Here is a 26,610-nt window from a genome sequence, read left to right on the forward strand (position 1 = left end):
GACGAAGACTTCTTAGACAAAGGAAAGAGGAGAGTAAATGAAATCAATCATTAATGTTAAAATTTACACAGGTAAAGAAGTAATTGAAAATGGCTATATTCGATACAATGAAAAAATTTCATCTCTTGGTCATATGAATGGTTATGAAAATGAAGGTGAAGAAATAATTGATGGAAAAGGGACAGTTATTATTCCTGGAATGATTGATGTCCATATTCATGGTGCATATGATGTCGATGCAATGGATGCTGATCCAAACTCAATGGTAAGGATGAGTAAAGAAATGATGAAGGAAGGGGTAACAACATTCTTCCCGACTACCATGACACAATCGAAAGAAAATATTAAAAATGCTTTAAAATCTTTAAATGAAGCAAAAAAACTTGGTGCTCATTTTGAATATATTCATTTAGAAGGACCGTTTGTTAATAAAAATAAAGCTGGAGCACAGCCATTAGAATATATTATTAACCCTGACGTTGAACTATTTAAAGAGTGGCAAGAAGCTTCTGGTGGACTAATCAAATTAGTTACTTATGCACCTGAGGTTGAAGGTGCAATAGAGTTAGAAAAAGAGCTAGAGCGTACTAATGTAGTTGGCACAGTAGGTCACTCAGATGCAATTAGATCAGATTTTGAAGGTCGAAATATTTTCCACGCTACACATTTATACAACCAAATGAGACCTATGCATCATCGTGAAGCAGGGACTGTTGGACATGTATTACTTGATGAAAGAGTAATGGTAGAAGTGATACCTGATGGAATTCATATTCATCCTGATATGGTAAAACTTGCTTATCGCCTAAAAGGTGCGAAGAAAATAAGCGTAATTACTGATGCGATGAGAGCAAAAGGGTTAGCTGAGGGCAAGTATGAATTAGGTGGACAACCTGTATTTGTAAAGGATAAAAGTGCAAGATTAGAAGACGGAACACTTGCGGGTAGTATTTTAAAAATGGATGATGCATTCAGAAACATTATGGCTTTTACCGGATGTAGTCCTGAAGAAGCAGTACAAATGACTTCAATAAACCAAGCTAATGAGTTTGGTCTTAAACATAAAGGAGCATTAGAACCAGGTAAAGACGCTGATTTTGTGCAAATGACTCCTGATTTCTTCGTTATTGATACAACTAGACAAGGTAAAAATATGAATGAGGTGACTTTATGAACGTAATCGTAGTAAAAAATGCAGAAGAAATATCAAAAGTAGCATATGAAAAAATGGTAAAGGCATTTGAAGGGAAAGAAGAATTCACTTTAGGATTGGCTACTGGTGGTTCTCCATTAGGTATTTATGAACTTTTCCGTATTCGTAAACCAGATGTATCACACGTCATTACTGTAAATCTTGATGAATATGTTGGACTTGCAGAAGATGATCAAACAAGCTACCACACATATATGGCAGAACAACTTTTTAATCATTTAAAATTTAAAGAAAACCATTTACCAAATGGAAATACAAAAAATCTAGAAGAAGCTTGTAAAAATTATGAAGAATTACTACAAAAGCATCCTGTTGATTTACAACTATTAGGAATAGGTGAAAATGGTCATATTGCATTTAATGAACCTGGGACACCATTTGATACACCTACTCATATTGTAGAACTTACTGAATCAACTCGTAACGCAAATAAAATTTATTTTGAGAACGAGGAAGATGTCCCTACACATGCAGTAACGATGGGAATTGGTTCAATTATGAGAGCAAAAGAAATCATTTTAGTAGCTTCAGGCATCAAAAAGGCTGAAGCAGTCAAGGAAATGTTAAATGGAAAATTAGATATTAACTGTCCTGCTACTGCACTCCAAAACCACAACAACGTAACAATTGTTGTTGATGAAGAAGCTTACTCACTTTGTCATAAATAATGTTAAAACTAGATAAAAATTCACCGTTACCGATTTATTTCCAAATACAAGAAATTTTAAAGCTTAAAATTAACTCAGGAGAATGGAAACCTGGTGAGCGAATTCCTTCTGAGCAAACATTGAGTGAGATGTTAAATGTAAGCAGGATGACAATAAGACAAGCATTAAACAATCTTGTAAAGGAATCATTAATAAGCCGGAAACGCGGAATTGGTACGTTTGTATCAGTAAAAGATGGAATTGAAGTTGAGGAATCATTAAAATCATTAAGGAGTTTTTCTGAGGACATTACATCCATAGGATTGACCCCTACTAATAAATTACTTGGCTTTTCGACAATTGAAGCTGATGAATACTTAGCAGAAGTGTTATCAATTGAAAGTGGCTCTGAAATTTTTAAAATTGAAAGATGTCGCTTAGCAAATGAGCATCCCATTGCCATTGAAACAACGTACCTACCAAAAAAATTAGTAAATCGAATTGATGAAAAAGTCCTAAATCATTCCTTATATGAATATTTTGAAGTTACATTAGGTTATTCAATTGAAAAAGCTACAAAATGGATTAAAGCATCTTTAATGACAGAAAAAGATTCATTAATCCTTGAGGTAGCAGAGGATTCTCCTGCACTTGAATTACACCAAGTAACGTTTATTAATGATGGAATCCCACTTGAATATGTAAGCTGTATTTACCGAGCTGATCGTTATCGTTTTACAATTGATATTGATCGTTAAAAGAGTGCTTTTTTAGCACTCTTTTTTCATTTTTTAGATGAAACTGCCATTAGAAAAATATCCAGTAAAATGATTATCGAACTATAACGATTAAGAGGTTCATAAAAAAGAGCAATCTGATTAATCGAAATCACAAGACTCCCATACATTATATTTCAATAAAAAAAGGGTGCTCAATTTAGCACCCTTTCATTTTACTTAATTTGTGAAACAATATTAACTGCTTCAGCTACTGAAGGAACAATATATGAAGCATATTTCTTAACTTCATCGTCAGCATTTTCCATTGCAAAGCTATGAGGAGTTAGTTCAAACATAGAGATATCATTGTAAGCATCACCAATACAAGCAATTTCATCTCGTTTAATACCTAATTTTTCGATTAATATTTGAATTGCTGAACCTTTACTAACATTTACTGGAACGATATCTAAACAATTTTTAGCAGAAATAAATGAAGTTACAAATTCAGGTAATTCTTTTTGTAATTCTTTTTGAAGTTCAAGTAAGTCCTCATCTTCACCTAAAACTACATATTTTTTTGGTGTGATTGATTTACCTAAATCAGTTTTTAGTGTTTTTAATTCAATTGTTTTCATGCTAGAGTTTTTTTCGATTTCTTTCACTAAATCAGTTTTCTCTTCAATATAGTATGTTGAATTGTCCGCTACGTAAATTAAAAATTTATCGTTAGAAATCATTTCATAAACTCTGTCAATTACACTTGGATGAAAGGTAGCATCTAACAATGCTTCGCCATCATTTGAATAAATATAAGTTCCATTCATACTAATACGGTGAAAATTACCTTCTAAGCTTTCCATGATTTTTACGATTTCATAATCTAAGCGTCCGGAAGCAAAACATAATAAGACACCTTGATCTAGAAGTTTTTTTAATGCTTCTACATCATGTTCAAATAGTTGCCCTTGATGAAACATTGTCCCATCTAGATCACTAACAAATAACTTAATCATTATTTTTAACTCCTACTCAATTTATATTATACTTTTTACTTTTCTATTCTATCCTAATATAATAGATAATCAAAAAAAAAATGATTAATTTACAAAACTTAAACTGTGTTTTAACTTTTTCAGAAAAATTATGTTATGATATATAAGCGATTTTTTAAACTTGGGGGTGATAAAAATAATGTCAGAGATGTCAGTATGTTACACAATCAAAAAAGTTCTTAATAATAATGTTTTAATAGCGAAAAATCCCGATCATACAGAAGTAGTTTTGTTAGGTAAAGGCATCGGTTTTAATAAAACTAGAGGAGATTTAATTTCCGAAGGTGTAGTAGAAAAAATGTTTATTTTAAAAGATGAACAAAAACAAAAACAATATAAATCACTAATTAACTTTATGGATGAAAAATTAATGGGTACGCTACAGCAGGCGATCTATTTAATTTCTGAAAGAACAGGATGTACATTAAATGAGCAAATTCATATCGGGTTAACAGACCACTTAATATTTGCGATTAAGCGTATTCGAGAAGGTTATAATGTTGATAATCCGTTTTTACAGGAAACGAAAGCAATGTATCCAGAGTATTTTAAAATTGCACAAGAAGTAATTGATTTGATAAATAAAGAAATTGATATAAATTTACCGATTGAAGAAGTAGGGTTTGTAACTCTCCATATCGTTAGTAATTTATCGATGGAAGTTCTATCGGATGTAAATAAGTTCTCTCAGATTATTAAAGATTTAGTAATCTATATAGAAGAATATTTACAAATTGAAATTGATAAAGAAAGTATTCACTATTCAAGATTAGTTCGTCATTTGCGATTTTTAATTGACCGTATTTTTCATGGTAATTCATCTGAAGAGTCACCAGCTTTAGGTATTATCTTAAAAAAAGAATACCCCATCTGCTATGATTTAGCATGGAAAATTTTAAAGTCAATCCAAGCTTCATTAAATAAAAAAGCAAGTGAAGCCGAAGTAATCTACTTAACCTTACACTTAGAACGACTTGTTCAAAGTAAAATTAAAAAATAATTCAATAAGCCTAAACAACAATTTAGCGCTTTTTTTAACATAGTAAAAAAATATTAAAAATTGATAAGTTTTTTGACTTGATATTTTTAAAATCTATAGATATAATGAAAGCGAAATCATATTAAAACATAATTGAATAGAGTACACATTATACGTGTTACTGATTCGATCAGGCATGAGTTGAAAAAATGTGAATTATTATACTTGGGTAGGGGAAACTATATCCAGGATTCAATAATCTCATTTTTTCTGCTCATGCCTTTTTTGTTTGGATAAAAGGAGGAAAACAATGTTTAAGAAGATCTTTGGAGTTTTACAAAAAGTTGGTAAAGCGCTTATGCTTCCTGTTGCAATTTTGCCAGCTGCCGGATTGTTACTTGCATTTGGTAATGCATTTCAAAATCCACAAACATTAAAGTATTTACCGTTTCTTGATGCACAATGGTTCCAACTAGTAGCAAAAGTTATGGAACAATCAGGTGACATCATTTTTGGTAATTTGGCATTATTATTTGCAGTAGGTGTTGCCGTTGGTTTAGCAGGAGGAGAAGGTGTTGCAGGTTTAGCAGCAATCGTCGGATTCCTAATTATGAATAAAACAATGAGTGTGTTCAAAGATGTTGGACAATATGTTGTTTTAGATAAAGCATTAAATATTGCTAAATTTGATGATCCATCATTTGCGTTTGTATTAGGTATACCTACATTACAAACAGGTGTATTTGGTGGTATTATCGTCGGTATTTTAGCTGCATGGGCTTACAATAAATTCTTTGAAATTGATTTACCATCATACTTAGGTTTCTTTGCAGGTAAACGATTTGTACCAATTGCTACTGCAGCGTTTTCAGTATTACTTGGTATTTTAATGTGCTTTATTTGGCCACCAATTCAGCACGGTTTAAACACATTTTCACATAATATGATTGATGCGAACTTAACATTATCGGCATTTATTTTTGGTGTTATTGAGCGTTCATTAATTCCATTTGGTTTACATCATATTTTCTATGCACCTTTCTGGTTTGAGTTTGGTTCATATACTGATAAAACTGGTTTGGTTGTACATGGGGATCAAAAAATCTTCTTCGCTCAATTAAAAGACGGAGTAAAATTAACTGCTGGTACATTCATGGTAGGTAAATTCCCATTCATGATGTTTGGTCTACCTGCTGCTGCATTAGCTATGTATCATGAAGCAAAACCTGAAAATAAAAAAATCGCTGGTGGTATTTTAGCATCAGCAGCGTTAACTTCATTCTTAACAGGTATTACAGAGCCAATTGAATTCTCATTCTTATTTGTTGCTCCAGTACTATTTGGAATACACGCAATCTTCGCTGGTTTATCATTTATGATCATGCAATTATTAAATGTTAAAATTGGTATGACGTTCTCTGGTGGTTTAATCGACTTCTTATTATTCGGTGTTTTACCGAATAGAACTGGCTGGTGGTGGGTAATCATCGTCGGTTTAGTATTAGCAGTGATTTACTACTTCGGTTTTAGATTTGCTATTAGAAAATGGAATTTAAAAACGCCAGGTCGTGAAGATGCAATCGCTGAAGATACTACAAGTAATACGCCAGCTAATGAATTACCATATGAAATTTTACAAGCTTTAGGTGGAAAAAGTAATATTTCTTCATTAGATGCATGTATCACACGATTACGAGTACAAGTTAATTCAAAAGACGAAGTAAATAAAAATCGCTTAAAAGCATTAGGTGCCGCTGGAGTTCTTGAGGTTGGAAATAATATTCAAGCAATCTTTGGACCTAAATCAGATACATTAAAATCACAAATTAAAGACATTATGACTGGAAAAACACCGGTTGTTAGTCAAGAGGCACATAAAGAAACAGCATCAGCAGTAGATACTGCGATTGAAGAGGCGATTATTAATCCAATTGAAGGAGAAATCATCCCAATTACAGAAGTACCAGACCAGGTATTTTCTGGAAAAATGATGGGTGATGGATTTGCGATTATTCCTTCAGAAGGTACAGTTGTATCTCCTGTAGATGGGGAAATTGTAAATGTATTCCCAACAAAACATGCGATTGGTATTTTATCAAATGGTGGAAAAGAAATTTTAATTCATATCGGAATCGATACTGTAAAACTAAATGGTGAAGGCTTTGAAGTACTGGTATCACAAGGTGAGAAAGTAACTAAAGGTCAACAATTAGTTAAAATTGATTTACACTTTATTCGTGAAAATGCACCGTCTACAATTACACCAGTTGTATTTACAAATTTAAGTGAAGGACAACAAGTTGTAATCGAAAAACCAGGTAAGCAATCAAAAGGTGAAGTAGGCATCATTAAGATTAAATAAATCTAATTAAATAGACGAAAAATGTTTGATTTTAAAAGGGGTAGTATAGTTGACACTATGCACCCCTTTTAATAGAATATTTAGAGTAGGCCAAACGTCTATACCAAAAATGTAGATTTAATCACAAAGGAGATAAATTATTATGGAAAAAACTTTTAAAGTAACAGCTGATTCTGGAATCCACGCTCGTCCAGCAACATTATTAGTAAATGTAGCAGGTAAATTTAATTCAGATATCAATCTTGAGTATAATGGTAAAACAGTTAACTTAAAATCAATCATGGGTGTAATGTCTTTAGGAATTCAACAAGGAACTGAGATCAAAATTACTGCTAACGGTGAAGATGCAGATCAAGCACTTGCTGCAATCGAAGATACAATGAAAAAAGAAGGATTAGGCGAATAATGTCTTTACATATTAAAGGTATTGCCGCTTCTAGTGGAATTGCGATTGCAAAAGCATTTCGTTTAGAAAATCCTGAATTAAACATTGTTAAAAAGCAAATTTCAGATATTGATGCTGAAATAGCTAAACTTGACAATGCCATTCAAGTTTCTAACACTGAATTAGAAAAAATTCGTGATCATGCGAATGCTGAACTTGGTGAAGATAAAGCTGCAATCTTTTCTGCGCACATCTTAGTTTTAAATGATCCAGAGCTAGTTAACCCAGTTAAAGATAAAATTAAGTCTGAAAGTGTCAACGCTGATTTTGCTATGAATGAAGTTGCTTCAATGTTCGTTCAAATGTTTGAAAGCATGGATAATGAATATATGAAGGAACGTGCTGCAGATATCCGCGATGTTACGAAACGTGTAATGGCGCATCTTTTAGGTGTTACAATTTCTAACCCTGCAAATATTACTGAGGAAGTTATTATTATTGCAGAAGATTTAACACCATCTGATACAGCACAATTAAATCGTAAATATGCGTTAGGTTTTACTACTGATATTGGTGGTCGTACTTCTCACTCAGCGATTATGGCTCGTTCTCTTGAAATTCCTGCTGTTGTAGGGACAAAAGAAGTGACAAGTAAAATCGAAAATGGCGTAATGGTCATTGTAGATGGATTAGATGGCCATGTAATAGTAGATCCTTCTAATGAAGAATTAGAAGAGTATAAAGCTAAAAAAGAAAAATTCGAGCTTCAAAAAATTGAATGGGCTAAACTGAAAAATGAACCAACTGTAACGAAAGATGGACATCATGTTGAGTTAGTAGCTAATATTGGTACACCAAATGATGTAGAAGGCGTTATCAATAATGGTGGTGAAGGTGTAGGTCTTTACCGTACTGAGTTCCTATATATGGGACGCGATAACTTCCCATCAGAAGAAGAGCAGTTTGAATCATACAAATCAGTTCTTGAAAGTATGGGTGATAAGCCGGTAGTAGTAAGAACACTAGATATCGGTGGAGATAAAGAATTATCTTATTTACACTTACCAAAAGAAATGAATCCATTCTTAGGATACCGAGCGATTCGTTTATGTTTAGATCAAAAGGACATATTCCGTACTCAATTACGTGCATTACTTCGTGCTAGTGTATATGGTAATTTGAAAATTATGTTCCCAATGATTGCAACTTTAGATGAGTTCAGAGCTGCAAAAGCTGTTTTATTAGAAGAAAAAGAACAATTAGTAAAAGAAAATGTTCAAGTTTCAGACAATATTGAAATTGGTATGATGGTAGAGATTCCTGCTTCTGCTGTTCTAGCAGATGTATTTGCTAAGGAAGTTGACTTCTTTAGTATCGGGACAAACGATTTAATCCAATATACAATGGCTGCTGATCGAATGAATGAACAAGTTTCATATTTATATCAACCATATAACCCATCTATTTTAAGATTAGTTAAAATGGTAATCGATGCTGCAAACAAAGAAGGTAAATGGGCTGGAATGTGTGGAGAGATGGCTGGAGATGCATTAGCTATTCCTTTACTTGTAGGATTAGGCTTACACGAATTTTCTATGAGTGCTACTTCTATCCTACCTGCTCGTAGTCAAATGGCTAAACTTTCTAAAGCTGAGATGGAATTATTAGCACAAAAAGCTTTATCTATGTCTACAGCTGAAGAAGTTGTTAATTTAGTAAATAGCATTTAATTTAAAACAACAGGGAAACCTGTTGTTTTATTTTTAAGATTATATTTGATTCTGAATAAAAAACGCCTACTGTTGACAAATTCACTTCTTTAATTTAGTGTATGTTTAAATTATTAAACGAATAAGATTATTTTTGGATAATAAAAGTAGGTGGAAGATTTGAGTAAAGAAGCAGTTGAAGTATTTAGAGAATGTATTCCGTTGTTCCAAGCGTTAAGCGATCCTTACAGACAGGATATCATTTTAATGTTATCAGAAGGTGAAGCGCTAACTGTTAATGAAATTACAGAAAAAACTTCATTATCTAGACCCGCTATATCGCACCATTTAAAGATATTACGTGATAATCATTTAGTACAAATTGAGCAAAAAGGTACTCATAGATACTATTCATTAGCAATTGATTCTTCTTTAGAATTACTTAAGAAATTAATCATTACTGTTGAACAACATTGTTAATGAAACTTAAATGACATAAAAGGGACTCCGACTTTTGTCAGAATCCCTTTTCATTTTAAGATTAAATCCAAATCGACATTTCTTTTGCAGAAAAACGTGTTGTATGATGTCCAGGTACCTTTTCTTTACCAATGGCAATCAACATCGTTGGAATATAGCGATCATCTGTTAAGAAATTTTCTTTAAATGCTTGTTCATTAAATCCACCGATTGCACAAGTATTCCAACCTTTTGCAGAAGCAGCCATTATTAATTGCATAGCAGCAAGAGATGAATTCAAGATTCCTTGTTCACGATTGCGTTGCTCTGTTGCATACGCATTTTCAACGTTTGCTTTTAATTTGTCTTTTGCTTCTTGGGTCATATAACCAGCTTCAACTGCAGGTCCAAAAACTAAGTCAACATTTTTGGCTGATTGTGTATCGGCCAATACAGCAATTACACAAGAAGCATCTTTGATCTGGCCTTGGTTATATGCAACAGGTAATAATTTACCTTGCGCATTCTCACCATGGAATACAACGAATTTCCAATGTTGTAAATTCCAAGCAGATGGTGCAGTCATTGCAGCATCAAGAAGTTCAGTAATTTCGCTACTACTGATTTCAGTAGATGAATCGAATACTCTAGTAGAGTTTCGTTCTTTAATCATTTCAAAAAATTGTTCATTTTTCATATGAAAATACCTCCAAAAATTAGGTGAATTAGATACATTTTTATGTACTTATTTAATATAGAAAAGTTCCATTATTAGAGTCAACAAATTAGTATTGAAATAAACTAAATATAATTTTGAAATAATATTTAGTTTACTTAGTTAGCTCAATCTTTTTAATTAGTTATTTTTATGGTAATTTTATATGTGGATATTCAATGAGGGGTGTGGAAAAAATGGGAGCAATTAGTTTAAAAGATTTGCAAATTGGATTTATCGGTATTGGTGTTATGGGTAAAAGTATGGCAAAGCATTTAATCAATGCAGGTGCGAAATTACATATTTATAACCGTACAAAAGAAAAAGCAAGTGAGTTAATTGATTTAGGGGCAATTTGGTATGATACACCGAAAGAATTAGCTCCAAATTGTCAGGTAATTTGTACGATGGTCGGCTATCCAAGTGATTTAGAAGAAGTATATTTTGGCGAAAATGGGATCATCCAATCGGCTTCAAAGGGGACTACATTTATCGACTTTACAACTTCAACACCAACTTTAGCCAAAAAAATTGATGAGCATACAAAGTCATTAGGTATGTCATCATTAGATGCACCTGTGTCAGGTGGGGATTTAGGTGCAAGAGAAGCTAGATTAGCGATTATGGTTGGAGGAGAAGAAGAAACTTTTCATAAAATGACCAGCTTATTTGATGTTTTAGGAAAAAATATTGCTTATCATGGAAATGCTGGTAGTGGGCAGCATGTAAAAATGTGTAATCAAATTGCAATAGCTTCTGGTATGTTAGGCGTTTGTGAAGCACTTGCATATGCTTCAAAAGCTGGATTAGACGGTGAAAAAGTATTAGGAAGTATTTCTACTGGTGCAGCAGGTAGTTGGTCATTATCTAATCTAGCACCTCGTGTTTTAAAAGGTGATTTCGAACCAGGATTTTATATTAAACATTTTATAAAAGATATGGGAATCGCAATTGAAGAGGCAGAGAAGATGGAATTAAATCTACCAGGACTTTTACTTGCAAAAAAATGCTATGACGAACTGTCTAAAAATGGATTAGATGAAAAAGGAACGCAAGCACTTTATACTTTATACGATCCGTCTCACCACATTCAATAATATAATGAATAGAGGTTAACAAGTGCAGAATTTTCAACTTGCAAAGTTTTATCAACGATTAAGTGCGTTTTTAATCGATACGTTTATTATTTCAGTAGCGTATGGGATCATTATCGCGATTATTACGATGAATCCTGAGAAGATATTAAGTCGTTTTAATTCTACATCAGGAAACTCAACGGTCGATTTAATCGTTATTTCAATTATAATGATCATATTATTTGTAGTTGTTCCAAAATTTAATAAAGGAATGACATTTGGTCAAAGATTTTTAGCTATTAAAATGATAAAAGATAACTATGAAGAAACGACAATGATCTTATTTTTCATTCGTTTTATTTTTATCGCAGCTATATCAGTTTTATTTTTAGGTGTACCATTAATTGTTAATGTCTATTTAATGCTATTTAGAAAAGATCATAAAACCATTCAGGACTTGTTATTCAAAACAAGCGTAATACAAGCTAGATAAAAAAAGCAGGGGAAGATTTGTAATTCTTCCCCTGCTTTTTTTAATTTCTAAGACTCGTTACAAACTCTTCTAATCGATCACATGCAATTTCTAATTCTTTCATTGAATAAGCGTAAGATAATCGAATAGATGAATCTCCATATTCAGAAAAAGCTTCTCCAGGAATAACCGCTAGATTATGTTTTTCTACTAGATTTAGTGCAAATTCCATAGAAGGCATGTTGAATTCTTTAATTGATGGGAATAAATAAAATGCACCTTCTGGCTTAATACAAGGTAGCCCCATCATCTCTAATCGATTAATCATATAATTACGTCTTATTTTATATTCCTTAGCCATTTCCATTGGTGAATCAATACAATCAGTTAAAGCTGCAATTGCTGCATATTGAGATATTGATGTAGCGCATGATACATTATACTGATGTACTTTTAAGATTTCTTGTGCTAAGTAAGCAGGTGCATAGATAAATCCAATTCTCCAACCAGTCATAGAGTGAGATTTACTAAGACCGTTTATGACAATTGTTTTTTCTCTCATTCCAGGGTAACTTGCAATTGATGTATGAGTAGAATCATATGTCAGTTCACTATATATTTCGTCTGATAAAATGAACAAATCTTTCTGAGATAAATAGTTAGCTAAATTCTCAAGTTCCTCTTTCGTTAATGTGACGCCTGTTGGGTTATTTGGATAAGGTAAAACAATACAACGTGTTTTTTCAGTAATATGTTCTTCCAATAATTCAGGAGTAATTTTAAAACCACTATTAGATGTATCTACAAAGACTGGAGTTGCCCCACATGTTTGAATAATAGGTGCATAGCCAGGGTAGATTGGTGCAGGTAAAATAACCTCACATTCTTCGTTAAGGATTGTTCTAAATGTAACATCAAGTGCCTGACTAGCCCCTACAGTAACGATTACTTCATTTGTTGGATCATATGATAGCGAATATTTTTGCTTTAAAAAGTTAGAAGCAGCATTTCTAAGTGCTGGCAGTCCTGCATTAGGAGTATAGACTGTATGATTTTGATTAATTGCAGAAATAGCAGCTTCTTTAATAGGCGCTGGAGTTGGAAAATCAGGTTGGCCTAATGTTAATGCAATAACATTATCATATTTTTCAATTTTTTGGGCAAATTTTCTAATACCAGAGATTTGTATTTCTTTTACACTTTCGTTTATAAATCGGTTCATTTTAAATCCCTCAACTTATTATTTTTATATGTAAATTAAAATTTTTTAATCGAACTATCAATTCAATGAAATTTCCTTCATTTTACCATATAATAAAAAAAGAATTTAGTAGTGAAATAATTTGATTGCCTAAAGAAGGTGTGTAAAAACTTGTTACAAGTAATAGGAATCACAAAAAATAAAGTAATTGATCGAAATATTACAATTGCAGACGCAAGATCAAATAAATACTTATGGTATTGGGTAGATATTAATGAACCAACTGAAGATGAGATTCAACTTTTAACAACTGAATTTAATTTTCATCCTTTAGCGATTGAAGATTGTTTGGAGTATGTACAACGACCTAAACTTGATTATTACGAAGGATATCACTTTTTAATTTTGCACGAATTAAATAAATCAGATTTAGAGGAGACGGAACTGGATATATTTGTAAGTGACCATTATGTCATCACATTTCATATTCATAAAAGTCCGGCTATACAATTAGTTTTAGAAAATATGAAATCAGATCGTCGGGCTTCGAAGAGTCCACTTCATTTAACGCATCGAATTATTGATGAGCTTGTAGATAGCTATTTTCCACTTATTTATCGTTTGGAGGATGAGCTATCAGACTTAGAGATTGATCCTTTAAAGAAACAAGTAAATAATGTTGTTGAAAGATTATATGATATTAAATCGGATTTATCGAAATTAAGAAGAACGATTTTACCAACTCGTGATTTATTATATCGAATCCTTAATTCGAATCGATTTAAAGATATATCGGAACATCGAATTTACTTTGAAGACATACACGATCATTTAATGAAACTTTCGGATATGATTGAGACGAATCGAGATGTAGCTTCCGATATTCGTGAAAGCTATTTTTCATTAAGCTCAGAGAAAATGAATAATATTATGAAAACATTAACCATCATCTCATCTTTCTTTTTACCACTAACGTTTATCGTAGGTTTATATGGAATGAATTTTCATTATATGCCAGAATTAACATGGAAATATGGGTACTTATTTATCTTAATTTTTATGGGATTTGTTACGATCTTAATGTACATATTTTTTAAAAGAAAAGGTTGGTTTTAAGTCGTTAAGCACTTAAGTTTGACGACTTTTCTTATATTTTAGAATACTTTGTAATAATGTGACGTTCTATGTAGAAATGTTTTTTTTGAATTTTTTGTATTAATAATTAGAAGTTTAAATAACTATGTTATAATTTGTTGAAAGAAGGGGTGGGGGACACTTTAATGCTGCAATTAAAAGATTTATTAATTCAATTTGCAATCATAATCATTCCGGTCTTTTTATACGAAATGTTCTGGCTTAGTAGATACCACAATACAAGCCCAAAACAAAATAGAATTTTAGTTGGATTGCTAACTTTTTTTAATATTTTTATTTGCTTGCTTTACCCAATTCACATTAGTGAGAGCATGGCTATTACTTTTAGTATTTTATTAATCTATTCATCTATTTTATATGGTGGTAGATTGATCGGAACGATTATTATATTAACGAAGGCAGTTTTTGTTTATTTACTATATGGTTTAGCATCGTTGAAATCCTTTCCATTTGAAGTGATTTCGTGTATTCTACCATTTATTGTTTCACCACATTGGGTTAGTTTTTCTAAACGAAAGAAATTTGCTTTAAGTATTTTAATGCCAATTTTATTTTCCTTCAGCATGGTCTGTTTGCTTTATTATGAAGCAACAGTTAATGGTATAAAAGAGTACCAATCAGATCAAACCATTTTTTCGGCGTGCATATTTTTTACTGTTTTAACCATTACAATGCTGTTTCATGTTTATTTAAGAGAGTTTTTATTTGAAAATGCAGAAATCCGTGTTCAAATGCAAAAATCCGAGAAATTAAATATGGTAAGTGAGCTAGCTGCGAGTGTAGCGCATGAAGTTAGAAATCCATTAACAGTTGTAAGGGGTTTCATTCAGTTGATTGAAAATCAAGAAAGTGGAACGAATAGAGAATATATGAAACTTGTATTAGCTGAACTAGACCGAGCTGAAAATATCATTTCGGACTATTTAAACTTAGCTAGACCGCAAATCGAAGAAAAGAAAATAATCAATATGACTGAACAACTGAATGAAGTTACTACATTAATGTCAAGTTATGCATCACTGCAAGGTGCTTTCTTACAAGTAAATGTAAATGAGGATATGTATACTGTCGGAGATCGAGCTAAGCTTAAACAAGCAATCATTAATGTTCTAAAAAATGGTGTAGAAGCTATAAAGGAAACGAAAGGCTATATTAAAATTGAAGCAAATATTGAGAAGGTAAGAGATAAAGAATCCATACGGATTGTCGTTAAAGATAATGGGGTAGGGATGTCGAAAGCACAATTAGATCGATTAGGACAACCTTTTTATTCTTTAAAAGAAAAAGGAACAGGTCTAGGTCTAATGGTTACTTTTAGTATCATCGAGGCCCATAAGGGAACGATTGAGTACTTAAGTGAAGAAGGTAAAGGCACTGAAGTTCATATTGTATTACCGGCCTATCATCAAGAACAGATGGAAGAAGTAGAATGAAAGAATAAAGAGAAGGGAAAATCCCCTTCTCTTATCTAACTAAAATTCTTTAAATTAAATACTAAATAATAAACAAACTACTTTACTGACTTTGGTTTAAAAAAGAGTGATTTAATTGCATTCTTCCAGTCTCTTTCCTTAGAAGCAGCAACCATCTTTTTTGTTTCCTGTAATTCTCTAATCATCCTCATTAATTGGGCATCTCGGCCAGATTCTTTCGTTTTTATTTCTTCAAACATTTGCTCTAATTTTTCATCTTTTTCTTCGATTACTGTTGCTAACCCTTGAAGCTCTTCACTTTTTTCTTCAACTGAATATAATATTTTTTCTAACTTTTGATCCTTCTCCAAGTTCTGTTTGATTAATGTTTGATTTTGAGTAAGTATTTGTTCATTTTGATAAGCTAGATTCGTAATTTGAGACATAAACTCTTCAAACATAATTTGATTTGTATTTGTCGGTACAAATGTAGTGACATTTTCTTTTGAAACAATAGGTTCAGTTACTACGTTTGATTCATCTGCCTTTGAAAGAACTACTTCATCAGGTAGTTTTTTATTTTCCTCAAGTACTTGTTCAACAGTCATTTCTTCAAAACGGTATGCTTGGACATTTTCAACCTCTTGCTCTTCTTTTAGTACTGATTGGTCCACTACGACATCTTCAAATATTTCTACTTGTGATACAGGCTCTTCAAATTTTTCAGTATGTTGTGAAACAGGTTGCTCCATTTCGAATTCTTCAATTGTTTCTAGTTGAGTAAGTGATTCTTCTAAATGGTTTGTATTTTGTGAAGTTAATTGACTAATCTTAGCTACTTTGATTGATTCTAATTGGGATCCATAAGCTTCTATCTGTGCTTCTTCTTGTAAAGGTGAATGATGGGTTAATTCTGAATTAATCGTTTCAATTTTGGAAACAGCAACTTCAGCAATAGCATCTTTCTGTACTTCAAAAAGTTCCAGGTCATTCTTCATGTCTAAACGATTATGTATGTTATGTTCTAGAGGAATATTTGGGGTGTTATTCGTAACGATTTCATTATTTTCTTCTGTCGTTTCAATCTCAATTGAAGATGTTTCGATTGCATGAACTTCAGGTTGGCTTTGATTTGACAGGTAATTTAAAGCATATTCAACTGATTGTAAAACATTTTCATTCTGATGGTACTCTTTAATGATCATTTGAAATAATTCGAAATCGTTTTGATTATAGATTCTTGTATCTTGATTCTTTGTAAAATGATATTCTTTCTTTTCTAGTTCCTTACTAATTTCTCTTACACGAGATTTACCTATTTTTAATTTCTTTGAAATGTCTTTACTTGTAAAAATTACTGACATTTGGGATCCTCCTGAAAATTATGTGTTTTTACAACATTCAATATAAAGTTAAATTTTTCCTACCTAATATACTTAAAATAATTCTACAATGTATAACAAAGTCCATATGATTACTAAAATTAAAATCAATATATGAGGAAAAATAGTGAAAAATAGAAGATATTACTTAAAAGTTAGCATAAATTCGACTCAAAAATTGAGAGTGAATCAATGTTTAATCACTCTCAAACCAAATCTTTAATTTTGTAATCTAAACTTCAAAAAGTAGTCATAAAGTAATCTATTGATCTGAATTAGACTGGTTTTTTGTTTTTTCTAATCCTGCTTCTTGAAGTACAGCCTTTTGAGCTTGTCCTTTTTTCCCTAAATAATTGTGCTTAGCACCGAAGTATAAAATAAAAAGGAATGAAATGATGTTAAGTACAGCATCAATTTGTTCATTATTTAGGAACTTAATCCCAAAAGAATTTAGTAACAATTGAAGTGCAAATAAGAATCCAGCAACATAACGAATAATATCTTGTAAGTTTTTATTACCGAACAGATTAATCACCCCCTATTAATAAAGTATGCTTGGCATATTAATAGGTGAGGAAAAACTACTAAAATATGATAGGAAAAACAAGAGAAAATATGAATTTTCATCAATAACTTTCAAGCTGAATTTCGGTATAAATTTAAATAAAAAAAGGAAGGATTAAAAACCATTAAAAATAAAGGTTTCCTAATCTTCCTATGATCTATATTAATATTATTTTAGTAAGAATTGATCCAACTTATTTCTCTTGCTTACCTTTATTTTTACGAATTGGTTCACTCGGAAAAGTAAATGTAGAGTTATTTAGAAATGAAGAAGCTCTTAAAAATTGCCCTGGGGTATTTCTTCGGTAGTTAGATCCGTTTTTATAATGACTTTCAGATTTAACATTTTGAATACCTAAGAAATGATGAAGTATTTTTTTTGCATAACTTAAAGACATGGATACTTTTGGGTTACGGTGAGTATTTTCTAATATTCCTAAATGCGGGAGAAGTTTAAAGTCTTCTTTTAACGGTGGTATATGAAAGTAAAAATCTCCACAAGCTATCAACACATCAGATTGTTGTTTACTTGATTTGGGGTTATTTGAAAAATGTAAACCAACTTTCTTAGCAATTCCTTTATCAATAAGCTTTAAGATAGCTTGTCTTTTTAATGAATATAGTTGACTTGGTTCAAGTGCTGTTTTAGCATGTTTATTTACAACAAATATTGCCTGAAAAATTTCTTCATTTGTAAAATTTAGTTTATTCAGGCTAGGTTCTTTCGGTTTCATGCTTCTTGGTTACCTCCAAAAAATAATAGATATGAGTATATTATATCTTTAGTTTAAAATTTTTCAAATCAAATCTAGAGAAGTGGTTATATAATAAAAAGCTAATCGAAATAATATACATTAATGCGACTAGCTTTTTTATTTTTTAGTATGGATAAGGTCCTATATTACCTGGTGTATTTAATCCTGCATTATTAGGTAAAAAAGCACCAGGATTTACAGGAGGGTAAGGTTGTTGATATCCAGGGTATCCACCACCAAACCCACCACCGTACGGAGGAAATGCTGGATATGGTGGGTATGGTCCGTATGGCGGATAATAAGGTGGTCTAAACGCTAGTGCGCCTAACGCGAATCCACCTGCTAATCCCGCTAATCCTCCTATTATTGGCAAAAATGGGAAAAAAGGAACAAAGCGTTGTTCGTTATGATCATAGTAGTAGGATGGAGCATGAGCTTCTCTATAATAATGATCTAAATTAGGGTGATATTGATAATTCATGTATTAACCTCCTCTCTTGTCTTCAATATTAGTGTATGGTTTCATAAAATAATTGAGCAAGTACCCATAAAAATAGGTAACCAACCTAGTGCGTGCAAAAACTATGAGCAATTAACATTCATGATTAATTTATTTTTTAGTTTGGCCATTAATTTCGATTGATACGATTTCTGGAGGAGTAAATAGGCGAATTGGTAGTTTAGTTGTTCCAATTCCGTTTGAAACGACTAAATGACTATTATATTTACTTGATAGTGTGTATACACCTCGGTTGTATTTTTTTGCATATGGAGGCATTATATAGGACTTGTATAAAGGTAAATAAATTTGTCCCCCATGGCTATGGCCAGAAAGTTGAAGATTTATCGGATAGTTTTTCGTTAAATCAGCAATGTCGGGTTCATGTGCTAGAACAACTGTATAACTATTTTTTTGAATGCGTTCTAAAACATTATTATATTGTTTGTTTCCTAACATATAGTCATCGAGACCGATAAATGAAACTTTTTGTTTTTGAACGAAAAAGGTTTTTTCTTCGTTTTTTAATAATATAAAATTGCTTTCGCTTAATAGTGCTTCATATTGTTCAGTAAAATATCCACCATGATCATGGTTACCGTATATTGCAAGTTTTCCTATTTTGGGGTTTAGTTCTTTTAAAAGCTGAATAACTTCATACTTGTATGAAAACTTTCTTATATCACTAACTAAATCCCCAGTAAATAGAATAAAGTCAGGCTTCATATGGTTAATATTATTTACGACTTTTTTAAACCTTATTAAATCTTTTTTATTATTAAAATGAGTATCAGAGATTTGTATTAATTTAATAGTAGTATTTAAATTTAGGCGATTGTCTGAAAATGTTAAGTGCTTAGTTCGAATTGAGGTTGGCTCAACATAGACTGAATAATAGATTGTACAAATTAATAGTAAAAAAAATGTTATAAGTTTAATTTTCAATTGTCCCCCGACCTTTTTATAGAAATAAATACTGCATACTATATTAAATAGATTAATTGTTAAAAATATTCTCAAAATAATAAAATGTTGCTAAACTATAGAGTACAAAAGGAGTGAAACGAGTGAAGGATAAGGTTGTGATCATTACTGGTGGCTCTAGTGGTTTGGGGAAAGCAATAGCAATGCGTTTTGCAAAGGAAGGTGCAAAAGTAGTTATTGTCGGAAGAGATTTAGAAAAATTAAATAATGCAAAAGAAGAAATTGAACAAAGTGATGGTCAAGTATTATCAATCGCTATGGATGTTCGGAATCCTGAATTAATTAAAAATATGGTAAATGAAGTTGATCAAACATTTGGAACAATAGACTTCTTAGTAAATAATACAGCTAGTAATTTTATTTGTGCTGCAGAGGATTTGTCTGTAAACGGGTGGAACACGGTTATTAATAGCGTTTTAAATGGAACATTTTATTGTAGTTCTGAAGTTGGACGGTATATGATACAACATAAAATTAAAGGAGCGATTACAAATATAATTGCTACATATGCTTGGGATGCGGGTCCTGGCGTTATTCACTCTGCTTCAGCTAAAGCGGGTGTTCTTGCTATGACAAGAACATTAGCTGTTGAGTGGGGAAGGAAATATGGAATTAGAGTGAATGCAATCGCTTCTGGACCGATTGAACGTACAGACGGTGCAGCAAAATTATGGCTTTCTGATGAATTAGAAAACCGCACAATACAAAGTGTACCACTAGGCAGACTAGGTACTCCTGAAGAAATAGCAGGACTTTGTGCATATATATTTTCAAATGAGGCTGGTTATATTAATGGTTCTTGTTTTACAATGGATGGAGGACAGTCCTTACATCAATACCCATTTTAGAAGGAGGTTCAAAATGGATCCTTTAGACGTAATAAGCAACTTAGATAAAGTCGTACCATATTTTCAACCAATATATGGAGCTGATACACAAAAATGTGTAGGAGTAGAGGTTGTTGGTCGACTTAAACTTGAAAACTTACATAGCCTTGAATTCTTCTTTGCAAATGATTTGGTGCCAGATGACTATTTATTAGAGGTTGACAATCATATATTAATTCAAGCTCTCGATGAAGTTGTACAATCTAAATTTGAGGGTGGCATTTTTATTAATCGTCACCCATCAGCGCTACTTTCAGATGACCCAGAAAATCTATTATCGATTTTACAGTCATATGAAGAAAAGGGCATACAACTAAATAAAACCGTCATTATTCTTCAACATCAACTTTTTTATGGTTTTGAGAAAGAATTAAAAAATTTAATTACATATTATCAAACATATGGAATTAAATTCGCAATTAATAGCGTAAATGAGAAGTTAATTAACTTAGAAAAACTTCGATTTTTGTCCCCTGATATCATTAAAATCGATTTTAAAATGGTTCAACAACTTCATACTTCATCATTTCAAGATTTACTAAATTCGGTCATTTATGTGGCAAGAAAAGTAGGGGCATCGATGTACTATGATGGCATAATTGATTCTATTCAATTAAGAAATGCATGGAAGAATGGTGGAAGATTCTATCAAGGCGCATACTTATTTACACCACAACCATCAATAAGTCAGTTAAATCATGAATGTGAGCCATTAAAGAATGATATTTTAAAATATATTCGAGGCGAAAAGAACAAATTAATTGCGCTAAGAGATATAACTAATTTAATCCAATTAAAAGTCGAAACGGCAATTAATAAATTTAAATTAGAAGAAGATTTAAATTCATTTTTAACTAATCTATCAAGTGAATTAAATTCATTTTGTTTTAGGATGTATATTTGTGATGAAGATGGTTTTCAGCAATCAGCTAACTTGTTTAAAGTTAATGGTGAACAGTGGGAACTTCAAGAAAAGTATAAAAGTAGAAACTGGAGCTGGAGGCCATATTTTTTAGAAACAGTTTTGAAAATGCAATCAAATGATCAAGGACAATTATCAGATATGTACAGAGATATTGAAACCGGTGAAAAGATTCGGACATTTTCTTATCCAATGAATAATGGAAGTTATTTATATATTGACTTAAGCTATGAATTTTTATTTAAGCATAATGAATTACTTTTTTAATGACTCGCTTATAAGATTTAATGAGAAAATGACTGTCTCCTAAAAAATGACAGTCATTTTCTTTTTTTTAAATTGTCAATTAAATAAGTAATTAAGTTACTATAGGATCCGACTTTTCCATAAAGGGAAAAGCCTAAGTCTGCTTGTCACGTTCGTTACATTTGGGTCTTGGTCTTAAGGCATCTTCTATCGTTAATAATGTTATTTAAAACATGAAAAGATAAGTACGATCGGTATTCTTTGTCTTCTTATAAACTCTTCTTCACTTTTAAAATGTAGTTGTTTTGGCGTACCTTCATGTAATTGATCGATACGGAATCCCGTATTCCTTAAAAGATTAAAATATTGTTCAATTGTGCGATGGTATTTGACGACTACTTTATTCATCCATGGTTCTTTTCTTTCGCCTGTTAAAAAGTAATCGTCTACAATCCAACTTTCTCGTCGGTCGCCTGAACGTTTACTTAAAAAGGAAGCTGTAGTTAGAGGATGTTGCACACTAAATAGAAACTGGCCGTTTTCTTTTAAGCTGTTATATATTTTTTGAAACAAAAGCTCAATGTTTGAAATATAGTGCAGTACAAATCTAGAAGTGACAAGTTCAAATGAATTCGTAGGAAAATCATAATCCTCAATAGAAATATGCTCAACAGTACCTACTGTATCCTTTAAATTAGTCAAGGCTGACTTAACCATTTGCTCAGATCCTTCTATCCCTGTATAGGTTTTAGCTCCAAGTAATAGAAGTTCCTTCCCAAATGTTGCGTCTCCACAACCTAAATCTAATATCTTTTTCCGTTTGACATTCCCAATTAATTCATTGATAATTGGTCCTTCGATGGCATTGTTAGGACTATCTTCTCTATTCTTTCGTTGAATAAATTCTGAAAAAAAATCATCTTGATTGTAAACCGTTGAACCGCGATACTCCATACAAACACTCCTTAATCGTTCAAAAGTTTTTTAAAAAAATTGAAAAGCAGGCACAAATTATCTTACTTTAACATTAATTCAGATCTAGATGAAGAGAGAAATTACCCATATAAAAAAATTCGAACATAGCCTTTTCTAAATCAAAAATCGACGAATTCATATATAAAAGCTTATTTTACTTAAAAGTAGTGTTTTACTCTGTCAAGTAATGTAAAAAAGATAAGAACGATTCGTGTAGTATTGTTCAATATAATAATGATACGATTAGAAAAAGTTTTAGCCCAAGGAGGATTAAGATTGAGAGGACTTATTTCGAAAGTTCTTTTTGCATCGTCCGTCATGTTTTTTGTTTTTCATTTTATAGGAGTTGGGTAATTGGGAACTATTTTATGACAAGCCTTTGAAACGATCTTAAAAACATTGCAGTATAGATTGATAAAAACCCCCTAAATGAATGGAAACAGTTCATTTAGGGGGTTTTATTTTAATATGGATAATGGATTAACATTTTTGTAATGCAGCTTGAATTTGCTCCATCTGAACGCCTCTGATGATCTCATCATCAATGATTAAAGTTGGAGTTGAGTATGAATCTAATTCAAACATCATTCTCTTTTTAGCAGTTTCATCTTTTGAAACGTTATATTCAATATAAGAAACATTCATTTCTTTAAGATAATTTTTCAAAAATTCACAAGGAGGGCATCCATTTTGTGTAAATAATTCAATTTTCATAAAACGTCATCCTTTTTCATTTTTTCTTAACGCATTGTATAAAACTATTATGACATAGAAAAATATAGGATATAAAGAAATTTGTTTTTTAGTTGAAACGACTATTTTTCTTGAATTTATATTGAAATACAAGTATTCTTATTAATGGACACTTACATAGCAGAAATCTATCAGAAGTTTTTGGATAGAAATTGTAAGAAAGTAAAACCTATATTTAGGGAATGACACATGGTAGAAAGGAGTTCTAATATGTCTTTATTATTAGGAATTTTAGAACGCTTAGAAAGTTTAAAACAACAAGCTACGAACGGTGAGGTTGCTCAAAGATATTTTGAAGTTAACGGCGAAAGAAAGTGTAGCGTTAAGTATTCTGAGAAAAATGAAACATTTGAATTAGAAGTTTTTCAACAAGGTGAAAAACCACAAACGTTCCCATTCGACAATATCGATATGGTAGCAATTGAAATATACGAAATTATTTCATAAGAAAAGAAAAAACAAGCTTAGCTTGTTTTTTTTTTTAATATTTTATTACAAAATTGTTAGGTCGTGCTAATCCCAAATCATAATGAATACATTATTATGTATTGTTATGAAAAGGGAGGTCATATACGTGAATAAAGATCAGTATCGATTTTACAATGTGAGTGAAAGAAATATGAGTTTTGATCATGTAGTTGATCGGCTTTATCAATTTGTAAAAAGTGATCCTAATAAAAAATATCGACTTTCCATTGGGACAGATTCTCAGGTGCATAGTAATGGAACTAAGTTTATTACAGCACTTCATTTGCATAGGGTAGGTAATGGAGCTTGGGGATGTTTACATACTTGTTGGCATCACAAGAAAATCCGAAATTTAAAAGAGAAAATATTTCTAGAAACTATGTATAGTCAAGAAATAGCTTTTTTATTATCTCCTTTTCATTTAGAGAAAATTTTTAGTCCGCTTCATGAAAATGCTAATTCAAATAATTTTAGTTTTGAAATCCATCTAGATATTGGTACGGTAGGGCTAACGAAAGAGTTTATTCAAGAAATGACATCTAAAGTAAGTGCAATGGGCATTATTCCTAAGATAAAACCTGATTCTTATACAGCATTTAGTTATGCAAATAAATTTACTAAATAAGAAGTTTAAACTAAATAAACATTGATTAAAATGAGAATTAGGAGGGATGATGGATGTTAAGTGAACAAAATTTTACAGAAGATGAATTGACTTTATTGGTCGACACTGTGATGAAACAAAATTATGCAATCGAACTCATTTCATCACAGATAACTGATATCGAAAATGGATTAATGGATGCAGGCGAGGATCAATACGAACGATTAGTACATTTATATCAAAAATTAAGGGATTTAGGGTTATGATGACACATATAGATGAACGTTTAGATAATTAATTAGTTATCTAAACGTTTTTTTGTTTTTATAAATCGTCATCGTTAAAAAATTGTAAATTAAGTTAAATTGGAAAGGGGTTACAAATCTGATAATATAGGAATTAAGGACGTAATCCTTAATCCGAATAAAATAATGTATAGGATTTTTTCTATACAAATGATAAGCAAAGTTGTATGGATATTAATTATTAATGTTTTTTATAAATAGATGATTTCTACCATTTTTAAAACTTTTGCTTTTCTATTGGGGGACGATATTTTTGATTAGTATTGATGGTTCACAATTTTTTGAACATAAAGTAGAAGAAGTTATCATTTCAAGTGAAAAGGTAGCTCATGTACAAATTGGTAATAGTTTAGAGCATGCATTATTAGTGCTTACAAAATCTGGATATTCTTCAATCCCAGTGTTAAATCCTAAGTTTCAGTTACTTGGTTTAATAAGTACATCCATGATTTTAGACGGAATACTTGGATTAGAACGAATCGAATTTGAACGATTAAGTAATATGAAAGTAGAAGAGGTAATGTGTACTGCAATCCCATTATTAAAAACGACTGATACGCTCGCTAAAGGACTTGAATCTGTAGTTGATCATCCATTTGTATGTGTAGTTGATGCGAATAATACGTTTGAAGGTATATTAACCCGTAGATCGATTTTAAAACAATTGAATAAAAACGTAAGAAGATATAATAAGCAATAACGGCTAAGAAAAGTAAGTCACTATTTTATTGACTTACTTTTTTACTAATAGTTAATCCAGTTTATCTGTATGTAGAAAGACGGGGGGATTATGTGCAAATCGATGATATCCGTTTAATCATTACTTTGTCTGAAGAGAGAAATATGAGGAAGGCAGCAGAGCGGTTATTTGTTTCTCAACCAGCTTTAAGTCAAAGGCTACAAAATTTAGAGAAGCAAGTTGATAGTGAATTGTTTATTCGTTCTCAAAAAGGATTGATTATTACTGCTTCAGGGGAAATCATATTAAATTACGCGAGAAAGATGGAAGAAACCTATCAAGCAATGTTAGAGCAGTTACAAATTTTAAAATCTGATATTTCGGGTACTTTAAAGATTGCCGTTTCATCTGTTGTTGCGCAATACTGGTTACCACCGGTTTTAAAGAAATTTGTTTCAAGCTATCCAGAAGTACAAGTTTCACTATTTACCGGTTGGAGTAGTGAAATCACAAATCGCTTATATGAAAATGAAGTTCATCTAGCAATTGTCCGAGGAAACCAAAATTGGTTTGGGGAAAAGGAATTGCTTTTTTCTGATGAATTATTATTAGTTGATACAAAAAAAAATAGTCTTGATGAATATAAAAAGATACAAAGACCATTTATTCAGTTTAAAAGTAATTCAAATTATTATCAGCTGATCCAGTCTTGGTGGTACGAGCATTTTAATTCATTACCAAAACACGAAATTGTAGTCGATCAAATAGAAACATGTAAACAATTTGTATTGAATGGTTTAGGTTTTGCAATCTTACCTTCCTCTGTCTTACATGATGTAAGTGATGAAAATATAATAAAAACACCTTTAATGACAAAAGAACAATCAGGTTTATTTCGCGATACATACTTACTTTATAATCGAGATGCGATGAAATTGAAACAAGTAGAAGGATTCATCGAGTCAATTCGAAAAAAATAATAAGATTAATCGACAAAATGTTGCTAGTTACTTACTAGATTTGATAGA

29 protein-coding genes are annotated in these 26,610 nt (G+C 31.5%); 19 read left to right on the top strand and 10 right to left on the bottom strand.

Translation table 11 applies throughout. The annotated features are described in order from the left end of the window. Positions 1-37: 37 nt before the first annotated feature. From nagA to ACSBO6_RS06295, 3 genes are read left to right on the top strand one after another with little or no spacing between them, the layout of a single operon-like run. Positions 38-1,174, top strand: coding sequence for an N-acetylglucosamine-6-phosphate deacetylase (nagA, locus tag ACSBO6_RS06285; protein ID WP_098846945.1), 1,137 nt, complete (start codon positions 38-40; stop codon positions 1,172-1,174). Then, positions 1,171-1,881, top strand: a complete 711-nt coding sequence (nagB, locus tag ACSBO6_RS06290; RefSeq protein ID WP_498844378.1) for a glucosamine-6-phosphate deaminase — start codon at positions 1,171-1,173, stop codon at positions 1,879-1,881. Before nagA ends, nagB begins: the two co-directional genes overlap by 4 nt. Then, positions 1,881-2,618 carry a GntR family transcriptional regulator gene (locus tag ACSBO6_RS06295; RefSeq protein WP_098846946.1) on the top strand — a complete coding sequence of 246 codons (738 nt, stop codon included), beginning with the start codon at positions 1,881-1,883 and terminating at the stop codon, positions 2,616-2,618. Before nagB ends, ACSBO6_RS06295 begins: the two co-directional genes overlap by 1 nt. Positions 2,619-2,812: 194 nt before the next feature. Here the strand turns inward: ACSBO6_RS06295 and ACSBO6_RS06300 are convergent, their stop codons facing one another. Further along, on the bottom strand, positions 2,813-3,595 hold the full coding sequence (locus ACSBO6_RS06300) for a Cof-type HAD-IIB family hydrolase (RefSeq protein ID WP_098846947.1): 783 nt from the start codon (positions 3,593-3,595) through the stop codon (positions 2,813-2,815). Between the two features lie 187 nt (positions 3,596-3,782). On the opposite strand from ACSBO6_RS06300, the gene glcT reads away from it, so the two are divergent. The 5 genes from glcT to ACSBO6_RS06325 all read left to right on the top strand — a co-directional run bounded on the left by glcT (position 3,783) and on the right by ACSBO6_RS06325 (position 9,549). Then, entirely contained in the window at positions 3,783-4,634 is an 852-nt protein-coding gene (gene glcT / locus ACSBO6_RS06305; protein ID WP_098847024.1) for a glucose PTS transporter transcription antiterminator GlcT, read from the top strand. Positions 4,635-4,923: 289 nt separating this feature from the next. Then, on the top strand, positions 4,924-6,975 hold the full coding sequence (ptsG, locus tag ACSBO6_RS06310) for a glucose-specific PTS transporter subunit IIBC (protein WP_498844379.1): 2,052 nt from the start codon (positions 4,924-4,926) through the stop codon (positions 6,973-6,975). Positions 6,976-7,117: 142 nt separating this feature from the next. Further along, positions 7,118-7,381 (top strand): phosphocarrier protein HPr, encoded by a 264-nt coding sequence (locus tag ACSBO6_RS06315; protein WP_098846949.1) that lies wholly within the window; start codon positions 7,118-7,120, stop codon positions 7,379-7,381. Further along, positions 7,381-9,090, top strand: a complete 1,710-nt coding sequence (ptsP, locus tag ACSBO6_RS06320; RefSeq protein ID WP_498844380.1) for a phosphoenolpyruvate--protein phosphotransferase — start codon at positions 7,381-7,383, stop codon at positions 9,088-9,090. The genes ACSBO6_RS06315 and ptsP overlap by 1 nt, the downstream gene beginning before the upstream one ends. A 159-nt stretch (positions 9,091-9,249) precedes the next feature. Further along, positions 9,250-9,549 carry an ArsR/SmtB family transcription factor gene (locus ACSBO6_RS06325; protein WP_098846951.1) on the top strand — a complete coding sequence of 100 codons (300 nt, stop codon included), beginning with the start codon at positions 9,250-9,252 and terminating at the stop codon, positions 9,547-9,549. Between the two features lie 61 nt (positions 9,550-9,610). Here ACSBO6_RS06325 and ACSBO6_RS06330 read toward each other — a convergent pair whose 3' ends face one another. Beyond that, positions 9,611-10,225: a nitroreductase family protein gene (locus ACSBO6_RS06330; RefSeq protein WP_098846952.1), complete on the bottom strand. Its 615-nt coding sequence runs from the start codon at positions 10,223-10,225 to the stop codon at positions 9,611-9,613. A 224-nt stretch (positions 10,226-10,449) separates the two neighbouring features. Between ACSBO6_RS06330 and ACSBO6_RS06335 the strand changes: the two genes are divergently transcribed. Next, complete coding sequence (locus tag ACSBO6_RS06335; RefSeq protein WP_498844655.1) at positions 10,450-11,340, top strand: NAD(P)-dependent oxidoreductase; 891 nt, start codon at positions 10,450-10,452, stop codon at positions 11,338-11,340. Positions 11,341-11,362: 22 nt separating this feature from the next. Then, a complete protein-coding gene (locus ACSBO6_RS06340; RefSeq protein ID WP_498844381.1) occupies positions 11,363-11,812 on the top strand; it encodes an RDD family protein in 450 nt (149 codons plus the stop codon). A 40-nt stretch (positions 11,813-11,852) separates the two neighbouring features. On the opposite strand, the gene ACSBO6_RS06345 is transcribed toward ACSBO6_RS06340, so the two are convergent. Further along, positions 11,853-13,013, bottom strand: coding sequence for an aminotransferase A (locus ACSBO6_RS06345; RefSeq protein WP_098846954.1), 1,161 nt, complete (start codon positions 13,011-13,013; stop codon positions 11,853-11,855). Positions 13,014-13,163: 150 nt separating this feature from the next. Between ACSBO6_RS06345 and corA the strand changes: the two genes are divergently transcribed. Together corA and ACSBO6_RS06355 are read left to right on the top strand one after the other, a co-directional pair. Further along, a complete protein-coding gene (corA, locus tag ACSBO6_RS06350; RefSeq protein ID WP_098846955.1) occupies positions 13,164-14,108 on the top strand; it encodes a magnesium/cobalt transporter CorA in 945 nt (314 codons plus the stop codon). Positions 14,109-14,272: 164 nt separating this feature from the next. Further along, complete coding sequence (locus tag ACSBO6_RS06355) at positions 14,273-15,580, top strand: ATP-binding protein (RefSeq protein WP_098846956.1); 1,308 nt, start codon at positions 14,273-14,275, stop codon at positions 15,578-15,580. A gap of 77 nt (positions 15,581-15,657) precedes the next feature. Here ACSBO6_RS06355 and ACSBO6_RS06360 read toward each other — a convergent pair whose 3' ends face one another. From ACSBO6_RS06360 to ACSBO6_RS06380, 5 genes are all read right to left on the bottom strand, one after another. Further along, a complete protein-coding gene (locus ACSBO6_RS06360) occupies positions 15,658-16,923 on the bottom strand; it encodes a DUF3967 domain-containing protein (RefSeq protein ID WP_498844382.1) in 1,266 nt (421 codons plus the stop codon). 280 nt (positions 16,924-17,203) lie between these two features. Continuing rightward, complete coding sequence (locus ACSBO6_RS06365) at positions 17,204-17,467, bottom strand: phage holin (RefSeq protein WP_498844656.1); 264 nt, start codon at positions 17,465-17,467, stop codon at positions 17,204-17,206. Positions 17,468-17,699: 232 nt separating this feature from the next. Beyond that, a complete protein-coding gene (locus ACSBO6_RS06370) occupies positions 17,700-18,239 on the bottom strand; it encodes a YkyB family protein (RefSeq protein WP_098846958.1) in 540 nt (179 codons plus the stop codon). Positions 18,240-18,384: 145 nt separating this feature from the next. Next, positions 18,385-18,741: a hypothetical protein gene (locus ACSBO6_RS06375; protein WP_286138391.1), complete on the bottom strand. Its 357-nt coding sequence runs from the start codon at positions 18,739-18,741 to the stop codon at positions 18,385-18,387. A 129-nt stretch (positions 18,742-18,870) separates the two neighbouring features. Next, positions 18,871-19,704, bottom strand: coding sequence for a metallophosphoesterase (locus tag ACSBO6_RS06380; RefSeq protein WP_498844383.1), 834 nt, complete (start codon positions 19,702-19,704; stop codon positions 18,871-18,873). 122 nt (positions 19,705-19,826) lie between these two features. Here ACSBO6_RS06380 and fadH point away from each other — a divergent pair, with 122 nt between their 5' ends. Both fadH and ACSBO6_RS06390 read left to right on the top strand, forming a co-directional pair. Further along, entirely contained in the window at positions 19,827-20,591 is a 765-nt protein-coding gene (fadH, locus tag ACSBO6_RS06385) for a 2,4-dienoyl-CoA reductase (protein WP_498844384.1), read from the top strand. Positions 20,592-20,604: 13 nt separating this feature from the next. Then, complete coding sequence (locus ACSBO6_RS06390) at positions 20,605-21,819, top strand: EAL-associated domain-containing protein (RefSeq protein WP_498844385.1); 1,215 nt, start codon at positions 20,605-20,607, stop codon at positions 21,817-21,819. Positions 21,820-22,020: 201 nt separating this feature from the next. On the opposite strand, the gene ACSBO6_RS06395 is transcribed toward ACSBO6_RS06390, so the two are convergent. Together ACSBO6_RS06395 and ACSBO6_RS06400 are read right to left on the bottom strand one after the other, a co-directional pair. Next, positions 22,021-22,752, bottom strand: a complete 732-nt coding sequence (locus ACSBO6_RS06395) for a class I SAM-dependent methyltransferase (protein ID WP_498844386.1) — start codon at positions 22,750-22,752, stop codon at positions 22,021-22,023. 501 nt (positions 22,753-23,253) lie between these two features. Further along, positions 23,254-23,487 carry a glutaredoxin domain-containing protein gene (locus ACSBO6_RS06400; RefSeq protein ID WP_498844387.1) on the bottom strand — a complete coding sequence of 78 codons (234 nt, stop codon included), beginning with the start codon at positions 23,485-23,487 and terminating at the stop codon, positions 23,254-23,256. 249 nt (positions 23,488-23,736) lie between these two features. Here ACSBO6_RS06400 and ACSBO6_RS06405 point away from each other — a divergent pair, with 249 nt between their 5' ends. The 5 genes from ACSBO6_RS06405 to ccpC all read left to right on the top strand — a co-directional run bounded on the left by ACSBO6_RS06405 (position 23,737) and on the right by ccpC (position 26,562). Next, positions 23,737-23,973, top strand: a complete 237-nt coding sequence (locus tag ACSBO6_RS06405; RefSeq protein ID WP_056474223.1) for a YkuJ family protein — start codon at positions 23,737-23,739, stop codon at positions 23,971-23,973. A 172-nt stretch (positions 23,974-24,145) separates the two neighbouring features. After that, positions 24,146-24,619: a ribonuclease H-like YkuK family protein gene (locus ACSBO6_RS06410; RefSeq protein WP_483295203.1), complete on the top strand. Its 474-nt coding sequence runs from the start codon at positions 24,146-24,148 to the stop codon at positions 24,617-24,619. 53 nt (positions 24,620-24,672) lie between these two features. Then, a complete protein-coding gene (gene abbA / locus ACSBO6_RS06415; protein WP_098846964.1) occupies positions 24,673-24,864 on the top strand; it encodes an antirepressor AbbA in 192 nt (63 codons plus the stop codon). Positions 24,865-25,156: 292 nt separating this feature from the next. After that, on the top strand, positions 25,157-25,603 hold the full coding sequence (gene cbpB, locus ACSBO6_RS06420) for a cyclic-di-AMP-binding protein CbpB (RefSeq protein ID WP_098846965.1): 447 nt from the start codon (positions 25,157-25,159) through the stop codon (positions 25,601-25,603). Between the two features lie 65 nt (positions 25,604-25,668). Continuing rightward, entirely contained in the window at positions 25,669-26,562 is an 894-nt protein-coding gene (ccpC, locus tag ACSBO6_RS06425; protein ID WP_098846966.1) for a transcriptional regulator CcpC, read from the top strand. The last annotated feature ends 48 nt before the right edge of the window (positions 26,563-26,610 follow it).

This window comes from Bacillus sp. AL-1R, assembly GCF_052180195.1.
Lineage (GTDB): Bacteria > Bacillota > Bacilli > Bacillales > Bacillaceae_G > Gottfriedia.

What these genes read in the sequence shown, in the direction of transcription:
- nagA (WP_098846945.1), top strand. Translation starts at nt 38, where the DNA reads ATGAAATCAATCATTAATGTTAAAATTTACACAGGTAAAGAAGTAATT.
- nagB (WP_498844378.1), top strand. Translation starts at nt 1,171, where the DNA reads ATGAACGTAATCGTAGTAAAAAATGCAGAAGAAATATCAAAAGTAGCA.
- ACSBO6_RS06295 (WP_098846946.1), top strand. Translation starts at nt 1,881, where the DNA reads ATGTTAAAACTAGATAAAAATTCACCGTTACCGATTTATTTCCAAATA.
- ACSBO6_RS06300 (WP_098846947.1), bottom strand. Translation starts at nt 3,595, where the DNA reads ATGATTAAGTTATTTGTTAGTGATCTAGATGGGACAATGTTTCATCAA.
- glcT (WP_098847024.1), top strand. Translation starts at nt 3,783, where the DNA reads ATGTCAGTATGTTACACAATCAAAAAAGTTCTTAATAATAATGTTTTA.
- ptsG (WP_498844379.1), top strand. Translation starts at nt 4,924, where the DNA reads ATGTTTAAGAAGATCTTTGGAGTTTTACAAAAAGTTGGTAAAGCGCTT.
- ACSBO6_RS06315 (WP_098846949.1), top strand. Translation starts at nt 7,118, where the DNA reads ATGGAAAAAACTTTTAAAGTAACAGCTGATTCTGGAATCCACGCTCGT.
- ptsP (WP_498844380.1), top strand. Translation starts at nt 7,381, where the DNA reads ATGTCTTTACATATTAAAGGTATTGCCGCTTCTAGTGGAATTGCGATT.
- ACSBO6_RS06330 (WP_098846952.1), bottom strand. Translation starts at nt 10,225, where the DNA reads ATGAAAAATGAACAATTTTTTGAAATGATTAAAGAACGAAACTCTACT.
- ACSBO6_RS06345 (WP_098846954.1), bottom strand. Translation starts at nt 13,013, where the DNA reads ATGAACCGATTTATAAACGAAAGTGTAAAAGAAATACAAATCTCTGGT.
- ACSBO6_RS06355 (WP_098846956.1), top strand. Translation starts at nt 14,273, where the DNA reads ATGCTGCAATTAAAAGATTTATTAATTCAATTTGCAATCATAATCATT.
- ACSBO6_RS06360 (WP_498844382.1), bottom strand. Translation starts at nt 16,923, where the DNA reads ATGTCAGTAATTTTTACAAGTAAAGACATTTCAAAGAAATTAAAAATA.
- ACSBO6_RS06370 (WP_098846958.1), bottom strand. Translation starts at nt 18,239, where the DNA reads ATGAAACCGAAAGAACCTAGCCTGAATAAACTAAATTTTACAAATGAA.
- ACSBO6_RS06375 (WP_286138391.1), bottom strand. Translation starts at nt 18,741, where the DNA reads ATGAATTATCAATATCACCCTAATTTAGATCATTATTATAGAGAAGCT.
- ACSBO6_RS06390 (WP_498844385.1), top strand. Translation starts at nt 20,605, where the DNA reads ATGGATCCTTTAGACGTAATAAGCAACTTAGATAAAGTCGTACCATAT.
- ACSBO6_RS06395 (WP_498844386.1), bottom strand. Translation starts at nt 22,752, where the DNA reads ATGGAGTATCGCGGTTCAACGGTTTACAATCAAGATGATTTTTTTTCA.
- ACSBO6_RS06400 (WP_498844387.1), bottom strand. Translation starts at nt 23,487, where the DNA reads ATGAAAATTGAATTATTTACACAAAATGGATGCCCTCCTTGTGAATTT.
- ACSBO6_RS06405 (WP_056474223.1), top strand. Translation starts at nt 23,737, where the DNA reads ATGTCTTTATTATTAGGAATTTTAGAACGCTTAGAAAGTTTAAAACAA.
- ACSBO6_RS06410 (WP_483295203.1), top strand. Translation starts at nt 24,146, where the DNA reads ATGAGTTTTGATCATGTAGTTGATCGGCTTTATCAATTTGTAAAAAGT.
- abbA (WP_098846964.1), top strand. Translation starts at nt 24,673, where the DNA reads ATGTTAAGTGAACAAAATTTTACAGAAGATGAATTGACTTTATTGGTC.